This is a genomic window from Priestia sp. YIM B13490 (assembly GCF_042787735.1).
GTDB lineage: Bacteria > Bacillota > Bacilli > Bacillales > Bacillaceae_H > Priestia > Priestia megaterium.
This window is the reverse complement of the sequence record NZ_JBHZOT010000012.1, coordinates 1-23,820: the sequence shown is the minus strand read 5'-3', so window position 1 is coordinate 23,820 and position 23,820 is coordinate 1. Positions and strand designations below refer to the sequence as shown.

The window sequence follows — 23,820 nt, the reverse complement described above, 5'->3', positions numbered from 1 at the left end:
TTAGTTTAACAATTCATATAGGTAGGAAAGATAAAGCCCATCCACTTAGGTCGATGGGCTTTTTTATCTATTTTATACTACGTTATCTTAACCATCCTCTACTTCTCTTTCTTCTAGTATGGTTCAGAAAGTTTTTGTTAATTTTCACATAAAAATCTGTTATTTGGTTAAAATAACCAAAAATAAAAAGGGAGCTTGGAGCTATGCCTTCGTTCTTTAAAGATCCAAATAAAAAAAAGAACCGTTATCATGATACTGAAAATCAACCTACTGACCACTCAGTAGAGCATATACATAGTTCATTATTAGCGAATCTTAACATCATTAAACTGAAACGAGGAACCAGTTCAGGCTTCGTCGTTCGTCAAGTAAAAAGGAGAATAAATGCCGGTATTAAAGTATCTATTGTCTATGCACTCAGACAAAGCCCTCGATTAATTAATGCAAATACTGTTCAGGAATGGAGCAATCAACGCTCTCCCCCTCCTGCACCTCCTCATATGGTGAACCGAGACCTTGAAGCAGGTGTCAACAATGAAGCGTAAAGGGGCTTTTCTTTTATTGATGATGATGATTACGGTCTTGCTCTCCAGTTGTTGGAGTAAAAAGGAGTTAACTGACCTGGCCATTGTATCAGCAATGGGTGTCGACAAAACCAAAGGTGGAAAATATCATCTAACGTTCCAAATTATTAATCCTGGGAACGTAGCAGGAGGCATACAAGGTGGAGGTGGTTCGCAAAGTCCACCTATTACGATCTATTCAGCTTCTGGCAACAATTTAGTTGACGCAAGTAGACGGGCTTCAAGTAGGATTTCCCGGAGGCTGTATTATGCCCATGCAAACTTAATCGTTATTGGTGAGAGGATGGCAAGAGAAGATGGGATTAACCCGTTAATTGATTCTCTTGACCGTGACCCTGAGTTTCGGAATACGGCAACCACGGTAATCGCAAATCATTCAACTGCTGCGGATCTCGTTAAAACCTTAACGCCCGTTGACAAGATTCCAGCAAATAAAGTGCTGAAAACTTTAGAATTCACTCAAAGAAAATGGGGAGAGACCGTAAAGTTAACGCTTCAACAAGTGATGAAAGGATTACAATCGCCTGGAGAGGAAACCGTGGTAGCAGGATTTCGCCTCGTGGGCAATCACGAGAAAGCACAAAAGCTAGAGAACCTTCAAGAAAGTGCGCCCGAATCAACACTTCGTGCTTCCGGACTTGCCGTTTTAAGAAAAGGAAAATTAATAGATTGGCTTTACGGAGGCACAGCAAGAGGAACGGTTTGGATTCTGGATGAAATACAAGGGACAGATATTAATATTGACTGGGCTGGTAAAAAAGAAGCCATTGCTTACCAAACTGTGCGTCAAAAAACAAGTGTGTCTGGTCAAATGAAGAATGGTCAACCTCGGATTTCAATTCATACTCGCGTCGAAGGGGACATTGGTGAAATGGAGGTACCTGTAGATATTACCAATCCAAAGGTCATCAGAAAGATCGAACTATCCTTGAGGAAAGAAATAAAAAAAGAGCTAGAGAAAGCTATTAAACATGCGCAGAAAGAGAAAGCAGATATTTTTGGATTTGGCGAAGTCATCCACCGTTCTAGACCAAACGAATGGAAAAAATTAAAGCCTAGATGGAGTGATGTGTATTTTTCAAAATTGAATGTAGATGTTACAGTGGAAGCCTATGTGCGTCGTGCTGGATTACGAAACAAGTCGTACCTTTCAGGTATAAAAGAGAATCAAAAGTGAAGAAAAGGAGGTACCAATTCAATGGAGAAAGCGAAAATCAGTGCTACTCAGCTCTTTATTGTAATGCTCTTGTTTGAACTGGGTAGTGCTTTACTGGTACCTCTTGCAATGAGAGCCAAACAAGACGCTTGGTAGGCTATACTGTAGATTTATTTAGTAAATTCTTTGCACAATACTCTATAATTTCTCTTCTTCTAATAATTCCTATAAAAATGTCTTTATCATCTACAACGGGAACAAAATTTTGCTCCATAGCTCTCCCAATAATATCTTCTATTTCCGCATCAATGTGAATAGGCTCATTAAGACGATTTAAATGAATTTCAGTTAAACTTCTTTTATGGGAATTTTCGAAAGAGAGGTCAGATGTATTTTTCATTTTCCAAAGTAAATCTCCTTCTGTTAATGTCCCTACATATTTGCCATCTTTGTCTATTAGAGGTACAGCTGTATATCTATGATACTCCATCTTTTCTAAAGCTTGTCTAAGAGTCGAATGATAATCAATACAAATCACTTCTCTTTTAGGTATTAGAAAAAAAGCAATGTTCATTGTTTTTAAACTCCTTTTTATTTGCGGGTATCAGTAACAATATAAATGTTGATATTCGAGATTTCTTTCATAATGGTACATACACCGGAACTATTGTTTTGCTGATTGTTGATCAGCTACCACCAATACATCCATATGCCTTACTTCTCTTAATAACCGTTGTATGACTGAACCTTTCACGATTTCTTCCCAACGGGTACGTGCTGATTGCCCAATGATTACTTGTGTGGCCTTCTTTTCATTCATCTGACTCACCAACTTTTTAAAAACATGTCTCCGGTCCTTTGCCTCATACATTTCAAACACTCCACCCAGTCGGTCCGTCAGTTGTTGAATCTTATTCAATGTTTCTTTCTCTCCCTCTGTTAAATGATAATGATCTTTCACATAGGACACATACCAAGTTGCTTTTAAACGATACGCAATACGAAATCCGCGACGAATTAGCCTTTCACTGTCATGTCTTAAATTCACACAAACAAAAATCACTTCTTCCTGTCGCCAAGGTCCTCTTAGTGTTCGTTTTCTCTCCCATGCCTCTAGTCGTTCATCTACATCATCTGCAATCTCCCTTAGCGCTAACTCACGAAGGGCAATGAGATTGCCGGTTTTAAAGAAGTTATTCAGTGCTTGCTCTACTTTTATCGGTGCATATATTCGTCCTTCCTTCATCCGATCGCGCAATGCCTTTGCCGACATATCAATCAATTCAATCTCATCTGCTCTTCGTAAAATATAATCAGGAACAGTTTCCCGTACTCTCACCCCTGTAATTTGTTCTACACTATCATTTAGACTTTCTAAATGTTGAATATTCATTGTAGAAATCACAGAGATTCCAGCTTCTAAAATATCATTTACATCTTCATAGCGTTTGTGATACTTGCTGCCCGGTACATTTGTATGAGCCAGCTCATCTACTAACACGACCTCCGGATTATACAAAATAATGGCTTCTGTATCCATATCTTCTAATGTGGTGCCTTTATAAGCGATCTTTTTTCGGGGTATAATCTCCAATGAATCAATCTGATCAATCGTCTCTTTTCGTCCATGAGTTTCTAATAAACCGATGATGATATCAATGCCCTTTTTCTTTAGTTCATTAGCTTCGCGTAACATTGTATAGGTTTTTCCTACTCCAGGTGCTGCTCCAATATATACCTTTAAAGTACCACGTTGAATTTTATGAATTTCGTTGGCTAGCTCTTGATTTGTGAGCCGACGATAGGGATCTGGTATTTCTTTATTTCTCTGTTTCGTCGGTATGACACGTCCTCCATTTTTTTCTGCACGGTCTGCAACAATAAATACATCTATATTTCTCGTTTTTCGTAGGATTTTATTAATAATCGATCCATATACAATTTCTTCCCAACGAGTTCGCTTCGATTGCCCCATTACAATCCGGCTTACATTATGTTCAGTTGCATATTGAACAATCCGATTTGCAACTGAATCTCCTTCTAGGGATAATTCCTCAAACTTCCCACCCAATTTCTTCACTAGCTTACTAATGGAACGCTTGAAAGTTCCCTCATTCTTAGATAGATTTTTAGTTGATGGTTGAAAGCACACAACCATCAAATCTCCACCTAATCTCTTGGCGATTTGATGTCCACGCCTAATGAGAATGGAGCCATTCCAGTGGTATTGAGCTGTAACTAAAATCTTTTCAGTTGCTCCTGAAGGACCAATCATTCCATGCTGCTCTCTATATTCATCTAACTCATCATTCACTTCTCCTGCTAAAAATCGAAGTGCTAGTTCGCGAAGTACTGCTAAATTATCTCGCCGAAATAAATGATCTCTTCCTTCACTCTTTTCGTATCTTTGTTCAATACTTCCATCTTCTAACCTGTTTAGTATTACTTCAGGGCTTACATCCAATAGCTTTACTTCATCTGCCATAGCCAATGTGTTTTCTGGCACACATGAATTTACTTTAATCATTTTGCCTGTTAATTTTCCTGCTACATTACTAACTCCTGTTAACTCATATATGTTCAAGGTAGTAACCACACTAATCTTTTTACTTAGTAAGTACTTAACATCTTCTAAACGAGTAGGATGTAAAGCACCTGGTCTGTTACGGTGAGACAAAGCGTCTACTAACACAACTTCAGGATTACGTGCAATGATTGCATCTAAATCAAGGTCTTGATGTAAGTCCTCTTTTTCATCCCATTGTATAGGAGGAACGATTTCTAAAGAACCGATTTGTTCAATAGTTTTAGGGTGATTTAGAGCACTTACTGTACCAATAACAACATCTATTCCTCGTTTCTTTAGCACATTTCCTTCTTGCAACATGTGATAAGTTTTGCCTGAACCACTAACCGTACCTAAAATTATTTTGAGATGACCTTTTTTTATTTTTTGAATGGATAACAAAATTTCCTCTGGTGTCTTTCTACGAAACCCCTCTTCACTCATCCTCATCCCCCCATGGCCTATAACCTAATAAAAAAGGAGAGGTAGATTCTCTCCCTTTCCTATTTTAATTGTTGTATATCCATATTTAACTCTAATACATTGACACGAGGTTCTCCAAAGAGACCTAACTGTCGTTCCTTTTGATGTTTCTTTATTAGCGCTAATAGTTGACCCTGTGAAATTCCAGTTTTTTTTGAAATCCTTGGAACTTGAGCTTTTGCTGCTTCCGGCGATAAATCTGGATCAAATCCAGAACCGGAAGTGGTAACTAAATCGGCTGGAATCTTGCCTTCCATGTCCTTATTCTCGTTTTTTAACTGATTTATGTTGTCTTCTACTGTTTTAGTATATTCTTTTGATGCAACAGCATTATTAGTGGCAGCTGACGCAGTTGGATCATATTTAGCAGCTGAAGCTCTAGGATGAAACCATTCGGCCCCTTTAAAATCTTGAGCTAATAATTCTGAACCATGTATTTTCCCATTCTTATTGATAAGACTTCCTTCGGCTTGTTTTGGAAACAAAACCTGAGCTACCCCTGTTGTAGCTAAAGGATAAGCTAATCCACAAATTATCATTAAAACAATTGCTGTCCGTAATGCGACTATAAATGATTTCACGAATGTTCTCCTCCACTTTTCTTGTATTAGGCAAGGTGTAATATAGATACAACCATATCAATGATCTTAATACCAATGAATGGAACAACTACACCACCCAGTCCATAAATTAACAAATTACGAGAAAGAAGCTTGTTCCCGTCCATTGCTTTATACTTTGCTCCCTTCATTGCAATTGGGATAAGAAGAGGGATAATAATAGCATTAAATATCAAGGCTGAAAGCAATGCTGATTCAGGTGATGCTAAATGCATAATATTAAGAGATTGCAACTGTGGAATTGCCATGATAAACAATGCTGGAATAATAGCAAAATATTTAGCAATATCATTAGAAATAGAAAATGTGGTTAGGGCTCCTCTTGTAATAAGTAATTGTTTTCCAATCGCAATGACTGAAATAAGCTTAGTTGGATCAGAATCTAAATCAATCATATTTGCGGCTTCTTTTGCAGCCATTGTTCCAGAGTTCATAGCGAGTCCAACATCTGCTTGTGCCAAAGCTGGAGCATCATTCGTTCCATCACCGGTCATAGCTACAAGTTTACCTTGCGCCTGTTCCTTCTTAATTGCCTCTATTTTATCTTCTGGTTTAGCCTCTGCTATAAATTCATCTACACCAGCTTCTTTTGCAATAGTAGCTGCTGTTAATGGGTTATCCCCTGTACACATGACTGTTTTAATCCCCATGCCCCTTAGTTCTTCAAACCGTTCTTTTAATCCAGGCTTAACTGTATCTTTTAAATAAATAATTCCGTATATCTGATTATTAATAGCTACTGCTAAAGGCGTTCCTCCTGCTTTTGCAACTACATTTCCAGTTTCCTCAAAATCGGAGGGGATCTCTCCACCATTTTCAGTAACGTATTTCTTAATGGAATCAACAGCTCCTTTTCTAATCACTGTGCCATCTTTTAAGTTCAAACCAGACATTCTTGTTTCTGCTGTAAACTCGATTACGTCTGCATTCCTATAATCTTCATTCCAGTTCACTCCTAGCTTATGGGCAAGTTCCACCACGGAGCGTCCCTCTGGTGTTTCATCTTTCACAGATGCCTTTAGAGCTGCTAACGTAACTTCTTGTTTAGTAACATTCGCTACAGGAATAAACTCACTAGCCATTCGATTTCCGAACGTAATTGTTCCTGTTTTATCTAATATCATCGTATCAATGTCACCAGCAGCTTCTACTGCTTTCCCTGACATAGCCAACACATTAAATTGAGTGACACGGTTCATCCCTGCAATTCCAATGGCAGAAAGTAATCCTCCAATTGTAGTAGGTATTAAACAAACAAGAAGTGCGATTAATGTTGCTACATCTAACTTAACTTTTAAATAATCAGCAATTGGAACAAGCGTCATAATGACAACTAAAAAAATGAGTGTTAATACTGTTAGTAGTGTTGTTAGAGCAATCTCGTTTGGTGTTTTTTGACGCGCTGCTCCTTCTACTAACGAAATCATACGATCGAGAAATGATTCACCAGGATCGGTTTGAATTTTAACAATAATATAATCGGAAACTACTCTTGTCCCTCCAGTTACAGAAGAAAAATCGCCACCAGCTTCTTTAATCACAGGTGCAGATTCACCTGTAATAGCTGATTCATCGATAGATGCTAGACCTTCAATAATTTCACCATCAGAAGGTATAATTTCACCTGTATCTACACGTACAATATCTCCTTTATGTAATGATGTAGATGAAACTTCCTTGTAAGAACCGTCTTTTTGTCTTACTTTCGCCATCGTTTCTGATTTTGTTTTTCGTAGTGTATCTGCCTGAGCTTTACCTCGCCCCTCGGCAAGTGCTTCAGCAAAGTTTGCAAACAATACGGTAAATAAAAGGACTAGAAAAACAGCCGTATTGTATCCGCGTCCAACTGTACTCACGCCAAAGATATCTGGTTTAATGGAGAGGATAAGTGTAATTAAGGTTCCGACTTCTACTACAAACATAACAGGATTTTTAATCATCACTAATGGATTCAATTTTTTAAATGCGTCTATAATTGCTTGAAAGATAATATTCTTTGATACTGGTTTATTCTCAATCGCCATAAGGCATCCTCCTTATTTGTTACCGTTCCATGTTACTGAAACATTCCTAAATGTTCTGCTATTGGCCCTAGTGCTAGTGTTGGGAAGAACGTCAATGCCCCCACAACTAGAATGATGACTACTAGGATAACAGTAAACAAAGGCGTATCGGTACGAAATGTTCCTGAAGTTGAAGCAACAACCTTCTTAGTCGCTAATGATCCAGCAATTGCTAACATGGCAATAATGGCAATGTATCGCCCAAATAACATAACTAAACCAATTGCCATGTTATAAAAGTTTGTATTCGATGTAAGACCTCCGAAAGCTGAACCATTATTGGCAGCTCCTGACGTAAAAGCATATAAAACTTCTGATACTCCATGGAACCCTGGGTTCAGGATTGAAGCAATTGACTCTGGGCGAAATAAGGCCATTGCTGTCGGAACAAGGATAATGACAGGATGTATTAATATGGCGATAGAAGCTAGTTTTATTTCTTTAGCCTCGATTTTCTTCCCTAAAAACTCAGGTGTACGACCAACCATAAGTCCACAAATAAATACAGAGAGTATGACATAAAGTAATCCGTTTAATAAACCTACCCCTTTCCCCCCAAATACGTTATTTAACATCATTTGCGCTAACGGGACGAGTCCACCAATTGGAGTTAAAGAATCGTGCATATTGTTAACAGATCCAGTCGTAGCTGCGGTGGTCACAGCAGTAAATAAAGCTGATTCTGAAATCCCAAAACGAACTTCTTTACCTTCCATATTCCCGTGTACGCCCAGTGCATTTAGTGTTGGTGTACCGTTATATTCAGCAATAAAAACAACTGTAAGAAACGTTATAAACATAATGCCCATTGTTGCAAATACAGTCCATCCTTGTCGTTTGTTTTTAATCATAATCCCAAATGCATATACCAATGCAGTAGGCAATAGCATCATACACAGGATATGAATAAAGTTGGTTAATGGGGTTGGATTTTCAAACGGATGTGCGGCATTTGTACCAAAGTATCCACCACCATTTGTTCCAATATGCTTAATAGATTCTAATGCAGCAACAGGTCCTCTTGTAATAGTTTGTTTAACGCCTTCTAGTGTTGTAGCATCAGCTGCACCATGAAGTGTCTGAGGTACTCCTTGAAAAACCAAGAATAAAGCTACAATAAAAGATAAAGGCAAGAATACACGTATAATGGAACGCACTAAGTCAACGTAGAAATTTCCAAGATTATCTTGACGAGCTACTAAACCACGAATGAATGCAATAGCAACAGCAAATCCTGTGGCTGCTGATGTAAACATTGGGAATGTAATAGCAATCATCTGTGACAAATACGAAAGTGAATTTTCACCACTATAAGCTTGCCAATTAGTATTTGTTATAAAAGAAGCTGCTGTATTAAACGCTAATGGTGAAGACATATTATCTATTCCATCGGGATTTAATGGTAAGTACTTCTGCAGTCTAAAAACTATATACATCAACATTAGCATGACGAAGTTAGAGAGTAACACGGCAAATACATATTTTTTCCACCCCATTCTCTCTTTTTCTTTTATTCCAATTAGCCGATAGATGAATCGTTCTACTGGTCCGAAAAGACGGTCTAATCCTGTTCTTTCATAATCAAATACTTTCACAAGGTAGACGCCTACTGGCTTTACTAGAAGACCAATGATAAGTAAAGTCACGACTATCTGTATGAGTCCCATAGTCATTTTTATTTTCCTCCCACTTATTGTTCATTCTCTTTAATTTCTTTAAAACTTCTCAGGCTTAATGAGTACGTATAACAAATAAATAATCATGACTACTCCAATGATTGCTGGTATGAGCATATCAATATCCTCCTTATGCTTTCTCACAAAATAAAGTAAATCCCCAGAAAAGAGCAAAGGTTGCAACCAAAAGTCCAATCGTAACAAAGTCGTTAAACACTTCTATCTCTCCATTCTTCATTTCTCTTAATTTGTTTAAAAATAAAGTAACCCTATAAATCTAGTAAATATTCAACGGTCCATTGTTTTTATATATAAACGTATTTTTTTCAGCCCTACTTCCTTCCAAGCATGTATTTATCTAACTGGTCATTATCTTGTTCTTCTGCTTACTTCCCATACAAATGTGAAACAAACCTAAGAACAAAAAATAGACCAATGCCTACTTATCTCCCTGTGGAATGACAAAGAAACCAATAGGTAATAAAACTACATCTTTAGAGATAAAGATATAGCAGTCCTATTATTCTTTAGACAATCCAACTGTGGAAGAAAAGTATTCATTGGTCTACCTAATGCCTAGCTAGCATAAAGCTCTCTTTGCATTCTGTCTCCCTGTTCTTTTTCTAACAGACAGCTGTATTTAATTTTTGAGCAAACAAAAAAGACCTGCAATACATTATCGAACAAGCATTTCATTGTTAAAAAACAATAAAAAGCCCTCCGAAATAAATAGGCGGTCTATTGACCTCCTTCGCTTTAGCCGACGAAGTTAGCTGACGGGTAGGATGGCGAAAGAGTAATCTCATCCCTTCTACAATCTGTAGAATTAACCCCAATTGATTGGTTCCTCCGTTCCTGAATATTCAGGACTAGGCCGATATTCTTCTTTAATTTGATGCCTTGATTATACGACTATAAATTTTGCTTGTAAAGAGAGAGTTGAAAAAAATTACGTAATCTTTTTAAAATTAAAAATGTACCTTATGATAACTATTTATTTTTTATTTTATTTACTACTATTAAACTTATGACATGCTTCTCTATAATATACTTCCTCTCTCTTAAAAAATAAAAATTCTCCTTTACAATTTCAATATAATTAATTATTATAATTGATGTTTTAACAAAAGAATTAGCTTGAATCGCTGAATCTTACTCGAAAGAACGGGGGAACCAAAAATAAAGTGGAATTAATCCATATGGGGTGAATCTCAATGATTTGAGTAAGGCAACTCTCATGCCCGAACCCGTCAGCTAACCCCGTAAGCGTTTGAAGAGAGATTGTTCCTGATTGTGTTTTTAGAGACTACAGTTTATTTCAATGTATCTAAAATCCACAAAAAGAGTCCTCTTCTCGGGTCTTTTTTATTTTGTTTACTAGTATAAGAAAAAGGAATTTCGGAGGGAAAACTGTGGGACAATCTAAGAAAAAGCTAGAGACTGAACTAAGTGAGGCATTTATTAAGTTTCAAAGGGAACTAATTGGTCGCGGACCGCAAGAGGCAAAGACTTACATTGTAGAGGATATGATCTTGCTCCGATTCAAAGGAGTTTTGACCGTCGAAGAAAAACACCTTATCAATCATGATGTAGGGAAAGGACTTGTTAAGAAAATGAGACAAGTTCTACGAGAAATGTATAGTGAAGATTTTAAAGAAATTGTTGAAAAACATACTGGTTGTAAGGTGTTATCTAGTCATAGTGATACTAGTACAAAAACAGGTGAACGAATTGAAGTATTTGTTATGGATAAGAATATAGCCAAATTATTTGGTAATTCGAAAGGTTAAATCGTATTTAATCTTTTCTGTGGTTCTGGTGTGAAATTCCCAAGACAATAGCAAGTAATCTTAAAGTTTTAGGTACAATGGTATTACTACAACTCCCGATAAAATACTATTACATTATAAAATACTATTACATTGTATTGACACACTCTCAGTTTTAAACTAAAGCTGAATAATATAACTCTGTTTCTTGTCTATTTATAGATAAAGCCCATCTCAATAAAGGTATGGGCTTATCTTTCAAAAATGTCCATATACAAACGGTGTGCAGGATTAAGCAAAGTAGCAGATATAAAACTACCTCATTTTGGTTCAGGTAGTTTCTTCTGAATTAGTTCTATGTATAGGTGTTTTCAAAATAAGCCCTAGCTTTTTGGCCACGTAACCAGTTGTACTGGCTTGTATAAGAATCGTCACTAATATAGCAATAAAGGTAACAGATGAGATCTCATTTGCATATTTAATATTTGCTGCCACAATCATTCCTGAAAGAGCTGCCGGAATAACGCCTGTCTCACGAACCCAGAACATAAAGACAATCTCATTCCAACTCCACTTTGCTTTCCGATCGGGTAGTGTACATAGTAAGACAGTAAGTGGTCTTGCAACAAACATAAAGACGAGAACGATTAGTATCCCCTGAAGCCAAAATTGACCTAAGATGTTAAAGTTAACTTGAGTACCCAACAACATAAAAATAAGAGTTCTCATGATTAAAGTTAAGGTTTCTGAAAAGTGAGAGATCGTTGAATTCGTTTCATCTGAAATATAAAGACGAAAAAGTGGTTGAGAATTCCCTAAAACTAGGCCTGCTGTAAAGGTCGCCATAAATCCACTTGCTTCAATAAGCCCAGCTGCTAAGTAAGCGCTAATGGCCACAACTAGACTTACAATGGTATTATATTTCTGCAAAAGTCCCCACCTATGTTCGGAGATTAAAATAGAACCTAGGAAACCTATGATGGCTCCAATTAAAATTCCTCCTCCTGCTTCACGAACAAAACTCCATACACTTGAAGAAAATGATAATTCTGTTTTTCCTAGAATGACACCTAGTAAGGTGAACGTTAAAATAGAGCCTGTTGCATCATTAAACGCAGACTCACTTTCTACCGTTTGTCTGACTTTTTCTCGAATAGTAATTTGTTTAAAAACAGGCATCAACGTCGCTGGATCTGTTGATGCAATAACAGATGCGAGTAAAAAGGCATATAGGATCGGCACATCCAATAAATAAAATGCGGTAAAGGCTACAACTGCTGCTGTTACCACTACTCCTACTATGGATAAAAGAGAAATAGTCACCCATACTCTTTTCAATATCGACAATTGAATCGCGCTTCCACCCTCAAATAGAATTAAAATAGAACCTAAGACAATAATGAATTGATAGGCTACAGAATTAATTGGTGCTGTTATTAGATGTAAGACGGATGGTCCAAGCAAGATTCCTACAATCATAAAAAGTGCTACATCAGGAATCTTAATATGCTCTGCTACTTTCATGGCTATTAAACCAAATAGAAACACCATCGTAATCATATATAGTTCATGTTGAACAATATTCATAACACTAGCTTCCATCATCTCTCCTCCTTTGCTTCTTTCTTATACCTCTTAGGTTGCACATTTGAACTTAAAATAATAACGAATCATTCTTCTGAGAATATTTATAAGGCTAAATGAGAAATTTAAGATATAAGTTTCATTTATCTGTTTACTCTTCTTATACAAATATTTATATTCTGATAAAGGGATTTACTAGAAAATTTAAAAGCTTAATAAAAAGAAGGATTGATCCTTTAATTCGCAGTTTATATTAGTTTTTCATTCTTTTTTTAGAATTACGAAAGGAGGAGAAAAGATGAAAAAGCAATTTGCGGTACTTGGGTTAGGAAACTTTGGAGGTACCTTAGTAGAAGAATTCTCTAAAATGGATGTCGAAGTGATTGCCGTAGATAAAGATGAGGAAGTGGTAAACAAATATGCTGATAAGGCTACATATGTTGCACAAGCAAATGCTATTGATGAAAATGCTTTAAAAGCTATTGGTATCTCTAATATTGATTATGCCATTGTTTCATTTGGAGACGATATTGAAAACAGTATTCTCGCTACATTATTATTGAAAGAACTGGGCGTCAAAGAAATTTTGGTCAAGGCTGCCAATCATTATCATCAAAAAGTGTTAGAAAAAATAGGTGCTAATCGTGTTATTCAACCTGAACGCGATATGGCGAAGCGTCTCGCTCACCACATTGGATCTGAAACAATTATTGATTACATTGAACTGTCTCGTGATTATAGCTTGGTTGAGATTATAGTTTCACGTAAACTACATAACAAAAATTTGTTTGATCTAGATGCACGAGCAAAGTATGGATGTAATGTTATTGGTATTGAAAGAGAAAACAAGATGATCATTTCCCCTTCTGCTCATGAAACAATTTTAAAAGGTGACAAATTAATTGTCATAGGTGATAATCAAGGTTTAAAACATTTTGAAGAAAACGTTTAATAAAGGAGGGTTTATGATGAGAAAAAAAAGAACGTTTTTTTTAGATCCTCCCAAGGTATTGGTGACTGGTTTTGTCCTCATCATCTTATTAGGGGCATTTCTGTTGACCCTTCCTGTAGCTACTAAGAATGGAGAAGGGCTTTCATGGATCAATGCACTATTCACTTCTACATCTGCTACTTGTGTGACCGGTCTTGTAGTAGTAGATACAGGGACAACGTTTACTGTGTTTGGACAATTAGTTATCCTCGCTCTTATTCAAGTTGGGGGACTAGGTTTCATGACATTTGCCACATTGTTTGCTTTTATCTTAGGAAAACGTATTTCTTTAAAAGAAAGGATTCTGTTACAGGAATCGCTTAATAACGTATCAATCGAGGGGATTGTTAAACTAGTGAAGAGAATCTTAGTTTTCACCCTTGTATTTGAATTTTTAGGCGGGCTGTTATTAGCGATTCGATTTTCATTTGACATGCCACTTTCAAGAGCCATTTATTTTGGTTTTTTTCACGCTATCTCCAACTTTAATAATGCTGGCTTTGACTTAATGGGAGAATTCAGAAGTTTAACGGGGTATGTAGATGACCCACTTGTTACCCTAGTCGTCTGTACATTAATTGTATTCGGAGGTATTGGTTTCATTGTGATAAATGAATTGTACGAATACCGTCATACTAAACGTTTTTCTTTACATACAAAAGTTGTCCTTACAACCACTAGCATTTTATTGGTGGCCGGTACTATTATTGTTTTCTTTTTAGAATTCAATAATCCGAAAACTTTACAGCCATTATCGTGGTCAGGAAAAGTTCTAGCTTCATTATTTCAGTCTGTTACACCTCGTACAGCAGGCGCTAATACATTAAACATCCCTGATTTAACTCAAACTACGTTATTCTTTACGATCTTTCTAATGTTTATTGGTGCTTCTCCAGGTTCTACGGGTGGAGGGATTAAAACAACTACTTTTGCGACTCTAATAGGAGCAGTCTCGTCGCAGATTAGAGGGAAAGAAGATGTAAACTTTTTTAGAAGGAAAGTTACCTATGATGTGATCTATAAATCGCTCACTGTTACTTCGATTGGTTTATTTATTGTCTTTGTAGTAGCGATGCTATTGACCATTACAGAACCTGGAAAAGAGTTCTTAATGATTCTTTTTGAAACGGTTTCGGCTTTTGGAACAGTAGGGCTCTCCATGGGACTCACGCCAGACTTATCACCTATCGGCAGAATAATCATTGTATTAACCATGTTTGCTGGAAGAGTTGGCCCTTTAACCATTGCATTTGCTGTTACACTTCGTCGCCAAGGAGATCCATTCCATTATCCAAAAGGAAAAATTATGATTGGATAGATAATCTCATCTTCTTTTATAAAAAAATGGTTTTCAAAAAAGAACGCTTTCGTATATTGAGCGTTCTTTTTTATCTATTTATTCAGCAAAATAAAATCAATTTCTATTAAAAACCACTATAAAACATTATTAGAAAATAATTTAGATAGAATAAGTTATTGTAACAAGTGATGCATTAAACGTATAAATTGGTCAATGATGTTATCTAGTTTATCTTCAAAAAAACAGGAGATAATAATGATAGAGATTTTTAATCAATTACACTGTAGAATATGTTGGGTATGTTCTTTCTGACGTATTAAGTTAGTACCACTCATCGTATTTGAAACTAAGTTTGTGAATCACTCTTTAATTATTTTATATGCCTTATGATTTTAAAGGAGAGTGCTTTAATGGGAGATAATTTTATATATAAAGGAAATAATCATTTTATTATCATTGGTTGGAATGAACGAGTTAGAACCCTTTTTACTTACCTTGAAGAGTCTTTGTTTCTAAATGAAATCGTCCTGATTGATAATACACTAGAAACACCTTCAGTCTTATCTCAGTATGTCTATTTTATTAAGGGAGATCCAACAGATTCACAGACATTAGTAAAGGCAAACATAAAGTACGCAACAACAATACTTATAACAGCTAATGCACACCAAACAGAGGAGGAAGCTGATTTACAATCTCTCATATCGCTTATAGCTAGTAAAGGGCAGAATCCTTCCATTTACAGTGTTGTTGAAATTTTAACTTCTAAACAGATTGTAAATGCAAGGCATGCAGGTGCTGATCAAATCATTCACAGAAGTTTACCAATAAGTCATCTTATGTACGATAAATTATTCAGTAAAGAAATGCTTAATTAAGCTGATGTAGTGTCGGTTATTCTAAATGTCATCTGTTTTTCTTAATATAAGATGAATGATCGAATTAAACCCCTTTTCATACATATGAAAAGGGGTTTGCTTTTTTATTTCTTAAATTTATAAGGCAATGTTGTCACAATGACATTTTTTCGATAAAGAAGGTGTGCCCTTAGTAATAAACTTGACTGGTTATGCAATGCGTTATGCCAGCTTTTTCTTGTGATAAATTGCGGAATTAACACGGTGACAGCCATATGACTATCATCAGCTCGCTCTTCTACACGATCAATAAAGCGTAAAAGAGGTCCAACTAAGCTTCGATATTGTGAGTAGAATGTAACTAAGCGTATATCAGGATATCTTTCGTTCCATATCTCTTCCATTCTCTTTTCACTTTCACGGTCAAATGCCACATGGACCGCAATTACTGTGTCTCCAATAATTTTTGCATAGTTAATGGAATTCTCAACAGCCCTTGTTAAGCCTGCGACTGGTATAATGACTACATTTCCTTCTAATGCTAATGCTTCTTTATCTCCTGGCATAATACGAAGTTGCTTTCCTACCTCTTCATAATGGTTCTTAATACGGTGGAATACATAGACGATAAGAGGTAAGAAGATTAAAACAGCCCATACTTGTGAGAATTTTGTTGTAAAGAAAATAATCAGTACCGTGAAACTAATAAAAGCTCCAATAAAATTGGTCACTAATTTTCCCTGCCAGCCAGCTGGCTTTTCTTTTAACCATTTAACAATCATCCCCGTTTGGGATAATGTAAATGGAATAAATACGCCAACAGCATATAAAGGAATTAACCGTTCTGTATTACCGTGAAACGCTATGATAAGCAAGATAGAGGCAATTCCAAGGGTCACAATTCCATTTGAATAGCCCAAACGATCACCACGTATCGTAAACATACGCGGGATATACTTATCTACAGCTAAGTTAACAGCCAGTAAAGGAAAAGCTGAAAAGCCTGTATTGGCAGCCAAAACTAAAATTAAAGCTGTTGTACCTTGAACAAAATAATAGAAACCATTTCGTCCCAACACTTGGGAAGCAAGCTGCGAAACCACCGTCTCCTCTGCTTTAGGTGCAATTCCAAACCAATAAGCCAAGAACATGACACCTGAGAATAAAATTGCTAAAATAATACCCATTGCAACAAGCGTACGTACCGCATTTCTTGCAGCTGGTTGTCTAAAGTTGGTTACAGCATTTGAAATAGCTTCTACGCCTGTAAGGGCTGAACATCCTGATGAAAAAGCTCGTAGTAGTAAAAATAAGCTAATTCCTGGCACTGCAGTTCCAATAGCCGGATGAACGTCAGGAGAGACCTGCCCAGTGGCTACTTTCCATATGCCTACTCCTATTAAAAGAACCAATGCAAGAACAAATAAATACACAGGGTAGGCTAAAGCCGAAGCTGATTCTGTTACCCCTCTTAGGTTTAAAATCATAATAAGAATAACTAATAAACAAGCAATAATGACCTTATAATCATGTAAAACAGGAAAAGCCGACGTTAATGCATCTGTTCCAGATGAAATACTTACAGATACGGTTAAAATATAATCTACTAACAGAGACCCACCAGCAATAAGCCCTGCATTCTCTCCAAGGTTATGTTTAGATACAACATAAGCGCCGCCACCTTCTGGATAGGCATAAATAATTTGTCGGTAAGAAAGGATAAGTGCCGTTAAAAGGATAAGTACACCAATACCGATAGGTATTGAATACCAAAATGCTATCATCCCAATTGTGGCAAGCACAATTAAGACTTGTTCTGGGCCGTACGCCACGGATGAAAGTGCATCGGATGAAAGAATAGCTAATGCCTTGACCTTATTTAGCTTTTGTTCACCTAACTCTTTTGATTTAAGTGGCCTCCCAATTAATAAACGTTTTAGGGATGAATAACTCATCTAAACTCCTCCTGAAACCTTTGCCATTTACCTATATTAGTTTACTCTCATCATTCCCTATCTCAGAAAAAAACACAAAAAAGAACACTAAGGTTCTGCTTAGTGTTCTTTTCAGGAAAAATAAAAGCAAACCTTCTCTCCAAACGCTGATGAGGTTAGCTGTCGGGTTCGGGCCTTTAGAGTAGCCCTACCTTCTTTTAGAAGGATTCACCCCAAGTGCAAGTGCACACAAAAATGTGTCCCCCATTCCTTAGTGGATTAAGCGATAAAAGGTATGAAAATAGCAAGATCATATATGTATGCTAGGTACTATACGCCTGAATTTTACATTTGTAAAGAGCAGTTTCAACTAAAATTAATTTTCATATAATTTGTTTTTTTCTTTTATGTAGATAAATAAATTTTGATATCTTGAGCAAACTACTCAAGATTCATTAAAGAATCAAAAATCCGACATGATTAAAGAAAAATCTACCTCCATCTTGCAAAGGTAGGTTTTTCTTTTTTAGCTGTATACTCTATACAAAGTTAGTTAACATAATACCTCTTTCCGGAAGTGAGCCAGCAAAAGAACCTTTACAGGTGAATTGCGCCCTTTTATTGAATAGAAATTTTCTTCGAATATTTTTACTTCAGTAATGTATATTTCAGTAAAGGCTTTTTATAAAATGTCACTTACTTATTTGTTACCGAGTTGTTCTGCCAAACCGATTAGAAGTCCTTCGATTCCACGAATGTAGCAGAGCCGATACGAGTCCTCGTACTGAACCACTTCGCCAACGAGCTGAGCACCATACTTAGTGAGTCTCGATACCATTTCGTCAATGTCTTCAACGGTAAACATGACGCGTAGATAACCGAGGGCGTTTACAGGAGCAGTCCGGTGATCTGATATAGTAGGTGGGGTGAGAAATCGCGAGAGTTCAAGTCGGCTGTGGCCATCTGGGGTAACCATCATAGCAATCTCTACGCACTGAGAACCCAATCCGGTTACGCGACCAGCCCATTCACCTTCGACAGTGGCTCGCCCTTCGAGGTTCAAGCCAATCTCCTCAAAGAAAAAAATTGCGTCATCAAGGGATTCTACAACGATGCTGACATTGTCCATTCTTAGTAAGTTGTTTTTTGCCATAGTTTTATCTCCTTATGTGTAAAAATTTATTATCTGACCATCTTCATAATTATTCTATTAAAAAGTTTCAAATCCCTTTCAAACAAAAAACACCTTGTCACAATATAGGGAAATGTGAAACTAGATTTTCGGATATGTCATATAATATCTCGTTAACGAACAACATTTCATAAACCTCTTAAACCTTCTACTATTGGAATATTTGCCAACCTTATTTCGTGAATGCCATCATGTTTAAATAGTTTCAAAAATTCGATACCATAGTTGCTATTCGGTAAAACAACTTCGCCTTCCCCACAAAATATTTCTACCTGTCACTAGGCCATATTTGTTGTATATTGTATATACATTGTAGAAAAGGAACGATTTTGTCGTCTCTTAGAGTAAATGATAAAACTTTAATAATACAAGAAATATTTTAGTATTTACTTAACTGACAATAAAACTTACGTAAGGTTATTTTCTGAAAACAGAGTCGATCACAACATTTATTTTTAAAGATATATGTATATAAATCTACAAATCTGTCTAAACTAATAACGTATTCCCCCTATTCCAATAAATCTAAAAATCCTTTGCTGATATGGTGAAGGATTATTTTTTTGAAAATATTTCCTTTAGTTGGTTATTAATTAGATAAAGGGGAATTAGGTATATTGATAGCATACAAAGAAGGAATATACTTTAATGACAAATTACGGGTACTATACTGGATCCGTCTATCCAATACCATGAAATTTTGTTGTAGATTAGAAAAGCTCCTGATTAGACATCAGAAGCTTTTCTGTTTTTAGTTAACATAATCAAGATTCTAAATACATACAAAAATCACTTAGATATGATATCGTAAGTATAAAGATCCATTAATTAATGTAAAGGAGTTAAAACATGGATACTAGTAGAACTAAATGGCTTCCTGTTCCTTATTTTCAAATCAATCAGGAAGGTACAATTCTAAATGTTTCACACATAACCCATTCATATTTTCCACCTATATCGAATATATGGACGATCATTTATAAAGAAGACCGAAATAAAGCCATAGTAATGTTTTCACAAAGTCCTAATTCTCATCCTATAACAAAACAGCTCATTCTACAGACAAGTAACAAGTTGTTTGGGAATTTTAAATGTACGATTCAATGGAAAGATGGGATAGGTCACCTAGTATGTACAGAAGTGAAAAGTAGTAAAGTTCTTGCACCTTTATCTATTCAAAACTCTTTAGTCAACACTCAAAAACGGTTAGAGGAATCAGAAAAACATTTAACCAAAGTTGCTAAAATAGTAAGTCTAAAAAAAAACTAATTATTTTTTTCCTCACCTGACCTTTTCTGACTTTAAAGGTGTATTTCACATAAATCTTTAGTTACGATCATGTTCATTATAAGTACCAAAACATATTTTTTATAATTGGTTTCTATGATAAGGGTATAGTATTAAGCTGGATTGAATTTTTAAGAAACACTCTTTTTTAAAGAATGTTTCTTTTTTTGATAATTATAAAACGAATCATAAACAGTAAATTGAGCAAACTACTCAAGATGCAATGAGGCATCACTCATGAAACCCAATTACGTAACAGAAAAACCTGCCTCTTTTGACTGGGAAGAGATAGGTTTTTCTTTTTTTTGAATGTGCTCTCAAATAGATATATTTAATGTCTGGAGATTAACTCACTCATTAATCTGTTTAAAGCAATGTGTACGATATCATGCTCTGTATACTCTTGTGGAAAAGGTAGATGTCTTCTTTCTTTGTTCCTTAACAACTTTCTAATCTCATCACATAAGTGAACTTGAGAATCTAAAAGTTTTATTTCGTTTATATCTTTCGTTTGTTTAGAAATGAAATCAGCCCCTTTATAATTCTCTAAGGAACTATTCTATTTTAAAAGTGAAAATCCTTTTGCTCTTATATCTGGTTAACATAATGTGATGTATCAAAAGTATTCTGAAGAACATAAAATGCCTACATTAATTTCTTGGAGGTAATATTCTTTCAATAAGCCATCTAACTATTAATGCTACTAAGATAAAACCAATAAGAGAAAGCCAATGAGAGAAATTATATTTTTGATACATATTTTCCCAGGCAAAAAAGGGTTCAATTACATAAGCAAATAAAAAGGAAATGATTATACTATATACAGTATATCTTCTCCATGTTTTTCCATAATGGTAAGCTAAACTAAATGCGACGGGAATAATAGTTAAATCTGCAGGAAATAAAGGAGGCACCATAAAAAATAATTTTGTAGGATATCCCCATAATAGAATATCTGCACCTATTACATCTAATATACTCGAAACAATACCTATGAACATCGCAAATGCAAATACATGTAGACGGTCTTTTTTCTTAACAAGATATCCCCATATAATCCAAGGGAAAATAGTAGCTACCAGTAGAATCCACCATTGCCATGTAAATAAATTATTATGAATCCAGTGTTCGTATCCAGCTGCCTTTAGTTCATAACGGATTTGTTGTACGTCATTATAAGAAGGATGTGCCAAAAAAATTGTTCTCTCCTCTCTACATACATGTGAAAAATATACCTACTTTTATCTTTCCAAAGTCTCTAAATATTATAAATGAATACCTTTTTATAATTTGAGCAAACTATCCAAGATGTAATAGAGCATCAGTTTAACATCTATATTTAAACGACTAGGAAAACTACTGAAACAGGATCAGTAGTTTTTTCGTTTTTAGGCTTTATACGTTATTTATTTTTAGTTCATGTAATGAATGTCCTTAAAAATAAAAAAGGATTAGATTTATATCAGTTGAGTGAATCAGTATAAATAAACAAGAGCATATTAAATATGGATAATGGGTACAACAAGTATATTTTTTCGGATCTATAGGAGATTAATCCATAGGAGATTGTAAATGAATAATTATAAAAACGACAATACTGCAAGACGCTATATTGCTCATGTCAGTATATTTGGAACCACTCAAATCCATTTAAGAAACCCCTATATTATCGCTTGGTGGTCAGCAGCTTTTCCTGGTTTTGGGCATTTACTCCTGTCTAAATACCTTCGCGGCTTTGTGTTATTTATATGGGAGGTCGTCATCAATATTAAATCTCACGTGAATTTAGCAATGGTTTATTCTTTCCAAGGGAACATTGATATGGCCAAAGATGTCCTTAATACAAGGTGGCTTCTTATTTATATTCCCGTTTATATTTTTGCTATATGGGATAGTTATCGAACAACCGTTGATTTAAATAAAATATATGTATTAGCTGAACGAGAAAATCATCGCTTTAACTCTTTCAGTATGGGCGCTATGGAAATAAACTATTTAGATAAACGGAATCCCGTCTTATCCGTCGTCTGGTCCTTGCTGATGCCAGGTCTAGGACAACTCTATATTCATCGGATCATTGCTGCTTTCTTTGTCATCATTTGGGCCGTTGTTTTCTTTTATTATTCTCACCTGCTTGAGGGTATTTCACTGCTATTTTTAGGAGAAATAAAACAGGCTACGTCCGTTTTAAATAAAGAATGGTTGTTATTTTTCCCTTCTCTATATGGTTTTGCTATCTTCGATTCCTATATGAATACCGTTGAGAATAATAAACTTGTTGAAAGAGAGCAGAAAAACTTCTTCGAGAAAACGTATCAACATCCAAGCTTTTGTATTGCGAAAGGAAAAAAGGTGGAGTGAGAATATGCAGGTCTTTTCTACATTTGAATATTCCAGTTACATCGAATTAGCTGTTTCAGAGCTAGAAAAAAAAGGGATAAAGAAAGAAGACATATTTATCGTTCCTCTCAATAATCGAACAGAAAATCGCCGGATTTTTGATAGCCTTCATCGAGCAGATGGGGCTTCTCTCATTGATTTAGGAATGGCTCTAGCTACAGCCTTTTCAGTCATAGGTGCAAGTATTGGTTTTAAACTAAGCTGGGGCCCTATTTATTGGGGGATTATTAGTGCTTTTATCGGATTTATCTTAGGATTAGGAATTAAACTATTTATGTTTAAAGTAATCAGGAAAAAGCAGCGACTTCTACGTGGCAAACATTCCGAAGTCATACCCATTGTTGATTGTCATACTGTAGACGCCAAAGTGGTTGAACAAACTTTGTGGAAAAATCTTGCCTTGGGTGTCTCTAAAGTTAAATCAGATGGCTTATAAAGCCACGGCATGATCGTACAATATACTAACGAAAGATAAAATAATGTAAATTTTCTAGGTGAAGATTGCATATCTGTTGCAACGTTTGAGCAAACTACTCAGGATACTGAAAAGTATATCCAATCTAGAATCTCATTAGCCTATAGAAAAACTCCCTATATGAATAGGGAGTTTTTCTATTTTCCTACTATATATGGTAACAATCTTAGTTAAGTCGGGTAGGCAGGCACTCTCACGAGCGCCCGCCCCCCTAAGAACCGTACGTGACAGATTTCCCGTCATACGGCTCAAGCCTTCTTTTTATCCGAACAACTTATTTAATACATGGTACATGTACTAATTTAGCAAATTGACCTGTAGAAACCTCTAGGTTTCGCACTGTAACTTTTTCTCCATTTTGTAGAGTCTGTTTACACAATGCACAACGATATCCTTGTTTTCTTGCAAGTTTCATCCTATCCAATGTATTTTCATTGTTAAAGACCTTACGGTCTCGTTTTTCCCAATACTCTTTTAGACTCGGATCATCTGGGCTGTTTTTGTAAGCTACCATGACATGTCGTTCTATCTTAATCCAGGACATCTTTAACAATTGAATGTTAGTAAGTGGACATGTGAGAATCCATTTATTATTTCCACCGTGGTGGGGCTTCTTAAAATAACGATTGCTAATCCATTTTCTCGACTTCTTTGGATGCAATTGTTTAAGATGTTTTCTCACTTTTAGGAAAATATAATTGTCCATGTAGCTGTAAGTCTTTTTAGATACGACATGTTTCCAATACTGGCCGTAGCCACGAATAATCGGGTTTAAAACCCGTATTAGTTCTTTTACTGGTCGTCCCCTCATCACAGAGAACGTATCTTTTATCTTGTTTCTAGCCTTTTTAATGCTGTCTCTGCTAGGTTTGATAAATAACTT

The 23,820-nt window shown here is 35.8% G+C and carries 20 protein-coding genes, 1 pseudogene and 3 riboswitches; of the genes and pseudogenes, 10 read left to right on the top strand and 11 right to left on the bottom strand.

From position 1 onward, the window contains the following. Window positions 1-203 precede the first annotated feature (203 nt). From ACFX4R_RS24200 to ACFX4R_RS24190, 3 genes and pseudogenes are all read left to right on the top strand, one after another. Complete coding sequence (locus ACFX4R_RS24200; RefSeq protein WP_377570615.1) at window positions 204-545, top strand: hypothetical protein; 342 nt, start codon at window positions 204-206, stop codon at window positions 543-545. After that, window positions 535-1,761, top strand: coding sequence for a Ger(x)C family spore germination protein (locus tag ACFX4R_RS24195; protein ID WP_377570612.1), 1,227 nt, complete (start codon window positions 535-537; stop codon window positions 1,759-1,761). The genes ACFX4R_RS24200 and ACFX4R_RS24195 overlap by 11 nt, the downstream gene beginning before the upstream one ends. Before the next feature lie 21 nt (window positions 1,762-1,782). Further along, a pseudogene (locus ACFX4R_RS24190) lies at window positions 1,783-1,893 on the top strand (spore gernimation protein KB); the annotation flags it as partial. 4 nt (window positions 1,894-1,897) lie between these two features. Here ACFX4R_RS24190 and ACFX4R_RS24185 read toward each other — a convergent pair. The 6 genes from ACFX4R_RS24185 to kdpF all read right to left on the bottom strand — a co-directional run bounded on the left by ACFX4R_RS24185 (window position 1,898) and on the right by kdpF (window position 9,265). Continuing rightward, window positions 1,898-2,314, bottom strand: coding sequence for a CBS domain-containing protein (locus ACFX4R_RS24185; protein WP_377570608.1), 417 nt, complete (start codon window positions 2,312-2,314; stop codon window positions 1,898-1,900). Between the two features lie 90 nt (window positions 2,315-2,404). Next, the gene (locus ACFX4R_RS24180; RefSeq protein WP_377570606.1) at window positions 2,405-4,750 is read right to left on the bottom strand and encodes a universal stress protein; all 2,346 of its coding nucleotides are present in this window, start codon (window positions 4,748-4,750) and stop codon (window positions 2,405-2,407) included. Window positions 4,751-4,809: 59 nt separating this feature from the next. After that, on the bottom strand, window positions 4,810-5,370 hold the full coding sequence (kdpC, locus tag ACFX4R_RS24175; protein ID WP_377570604.1) for a potassium-transporting ATPase subunit KdpC: 561 nt from the start codon (window positions 5,368-5,370) through the stop codon (window positions 4,810-4,812). Window positions 5,371-5,396: 26 nt separating this feature from the next. Then, on the bottom strand, window positions 5,397-7,433 hold the full coding sequence (gene kdpB, locus ACFX4R_RS24170) for a potassium-transporting ATPase subunit KdpB (protein WP_377570602.1): 2,037 nt from the start codon (window positions 7,431-7,433) through the stop codon (window positions 5,397-5,399). A 32-nt stretch (window positions 7,434-7,465) separates the two neighbouring features. Then, window positions 7,466-9,139: a potassium-transporting ATPase subunit KdpA gene (gene kdpA, locus ACFX4R_RS24165; protein WP_377570717.1), complete on the bottom strand. Its 1,674-nt coding sequence runs from the start codon at window positions 9,137-9,139 to the stop codon at window positions 7,466-7,468. Between the two features lie 48 nt (window positions 9,140-9,187). Further along, a complete protein-coding gene (gene kdpF, locus ACFX4R_RS24160; protein WP_377570714.1) occupies window positions 9,188-9,265 on the bottom strand; it encodes a K(+)-transporting ATPase subunit F in 78 nt (25 codons plus the stop codon). A gap of 626 nt (window positions 9,266-9,891) precedes the next feature. Beyond that, a riboswitch (cyclic di-AMP (ydaO/yuaA leader) is annotated at window positions 9,892-10,034 on the bottom strand. A 247-nt stretch (window positions 10,035-10,281) separates the two neighbouring features. After that, window positions 10,282-10,433, top strand: a riboswitch (cyclic di-AMP (ydaO/yuaA leader). A 127-nt stretch (window positions 10,434-10,560) separates the two neighbouring features. Here kdpF and ACFX4R_RS24155 point away from each other — a divergent pair. After that, the gene (locus ACFX4R_RS24155; RefSeq protein ID WP_377570600.1) at window positions 10,561-10,938 is read left to right on the top strand and encodes a Na-translocating system protein MpsC family protein; all 378 of its coding nucleotides are present in this window, start codon (window positions 10,561-10,563) and stop codon (window positions 10,936-10,938) included. A 309-nt stretch (window positions 10,939-11,247) separates the two neighbouring features. Here the strand turns inward: ACFX4R_RS24155 and ACFX4R_RS24150 are convergent, their stop codons facing one another. Continuing rightward, on the bottom strand, window positions 11,248-12,519 hold the full coding sequence (locus ACFX4R_RS24150; protein ID WP_377570598.1) for a cation:proton antiporter: 1,272 nt from the start codon (window positions 12,517-12,519) through the stop codon (window positions 11,248-11,250). 280 nt (window positions 12,520-12,799) lie between these two features. Between ACFX4R_RS24150 and ACFX4R_RS24145 the strand changes: the two genes are divergently transcribed. The 3 genes from ACFX4R_RS24145 to ACFX4R_RS24135 all read left to right on the top strand — a co-directional run bounded on the left by ACFX4R_RS24145 (window position 12,800) and on the right by ACFX4R_RS24135 (window position 15,670). Further along, entirely contained in the window at window positions 12,800-13,453 is a 654-nt protein-coding gene (locus ACFX4R_RS24145) for a potassium channel family protein (protein ID WP_377570595.1), read from the top strand. Window positions 13,454-13,469: 16 nt separating this feature from the next. Then, window positions 13,470-14,810, top strand: a complete 1,341-nt coding sequence (locus tag ACFX4R_RS24140) for a TrkH family potassium uptake protein (RefSeq protein WP_377570592.1) — start codon at window positions 13,470-13,472, stop codon at window positions 14,808-14,810. Between the two features lie 392 nt (window positions 14,811-15,202). Next, window positions 15,203-15,670 (top strand): NAD-binding protein, encoded by a 468-nt coding sequence (locus ACFX4R_RS24135; RefSeq protein WP_377570589.1) that lies wholly within the window; start codon window positions 15,203-15,205, stop codon window positions 15,668-15,670. A gap of 104 nt (window positions 15,671-15,774) precedes the next feature. On the opposite strand, the gene ACFX4R_RS24130 is transcribed toward ACFX4R_RS24135, so the two are convergent. Both ACFX4R_RS24130 and ACFX4R_RS24125 read right to left on the bottom strand, forming a co-directional pair. Beyond that, window positions 15,775-17,604 carry an APC family permease gene (locus ACFX4R_RS24130; protein WP_377570587.1) on the bottom strand — a complete coding sequence of 610 codons (1,830 nt, stop codon included), beginning with the start codon at window positions 17,602-17,604 and terminating at the stop codon, window positions 15,775-15,777. 130 nt (window positions 17,605-17,734) lie between these two features. Then, window positions 17,735-17,879: riboswitch (cyclic di-AMP (ydaO/yuaA leader) on the bottom strand. Window positions 17,880-18,283: 404 nt separating this feature from the next. Further along, entirely contained in the window at window positions 18,284-18,736 is a 453-nt protein-coding gene (locus ACFX4R_RS24125) for a VOC family protein (protein WP_029320891.1), read from the bottom strand. An 888-nt stretch (window positions 18,737-19,624) separates the two neighbouring features. Between ACFX4R_RS24125 and ACFX4R_RS24120 the strand changes: the two genes are divergently transcribed. After that, entirely contained in the window at window positions 19,625-20,044 is a 420-nt protein-coding gene (locus ACFX4R_RS24120; RefSeq protein ID WP_377570585.1) for a hypothetical protein, read from the top strand. A gap of 668 nt (window positions 20,045-20,712) precedes the next feature. Here the strand turns inward: ACFX4R_RS24120 and ACFX4R_RS24115 are convergent. Beyond that, a complete protein-coding gene (locus ACFX4R_RS24115; RefSeq protein WP_377570582.1) occupies window positions 20,713-21,255 on the bottom strand; it encodes a CBO0543 family protein in 543 nt (180 codons plus the stop codon). Window positions 21,256-21,634: 379 nt separating this feature from the next. Here ACFX4R_RS24115 and ACFX4R_RS24110 point away from each other — a divergent pair, with 379 nt between their 5' ends. Then, window positions 21,635-22,423, top strand: coding sequence for a hypothetical protein (locus ACFX4R_RS24110; protein ID WP_377570580.1), 789 nt, complete (start codon window positions 21,635-21,637; stop codon window positions 22,421-22,423). A gap of 4 nt (window positions 22,424-22,427) precedes the next feature. Then, on the top strand, window positions 22,428-22,898 hold the full coding sequence (locus tag ACFX4R_RS24105) for a hypothetical protein (RefSeq protein WP_377570577.1): 471 nt from the start codon (window positions 22,428-22,430) through the stop codon (window positions 22,896-22,898). 313 nt (window positions 22,899-23,211) lie between these two features. Here ACFX4R_RS24105 and ACFX4R_RS24100 read toward each other — a convergent pair. Further along, on the bottom strand, window positions 23,212-23,820 hold a 609-nt coding region (locus tag ACFX4R_RS24100; RefSeq protein ID WP_377570575.1), incomplete at its 5' end, for a group II intron maturase-specific domain-containing protein.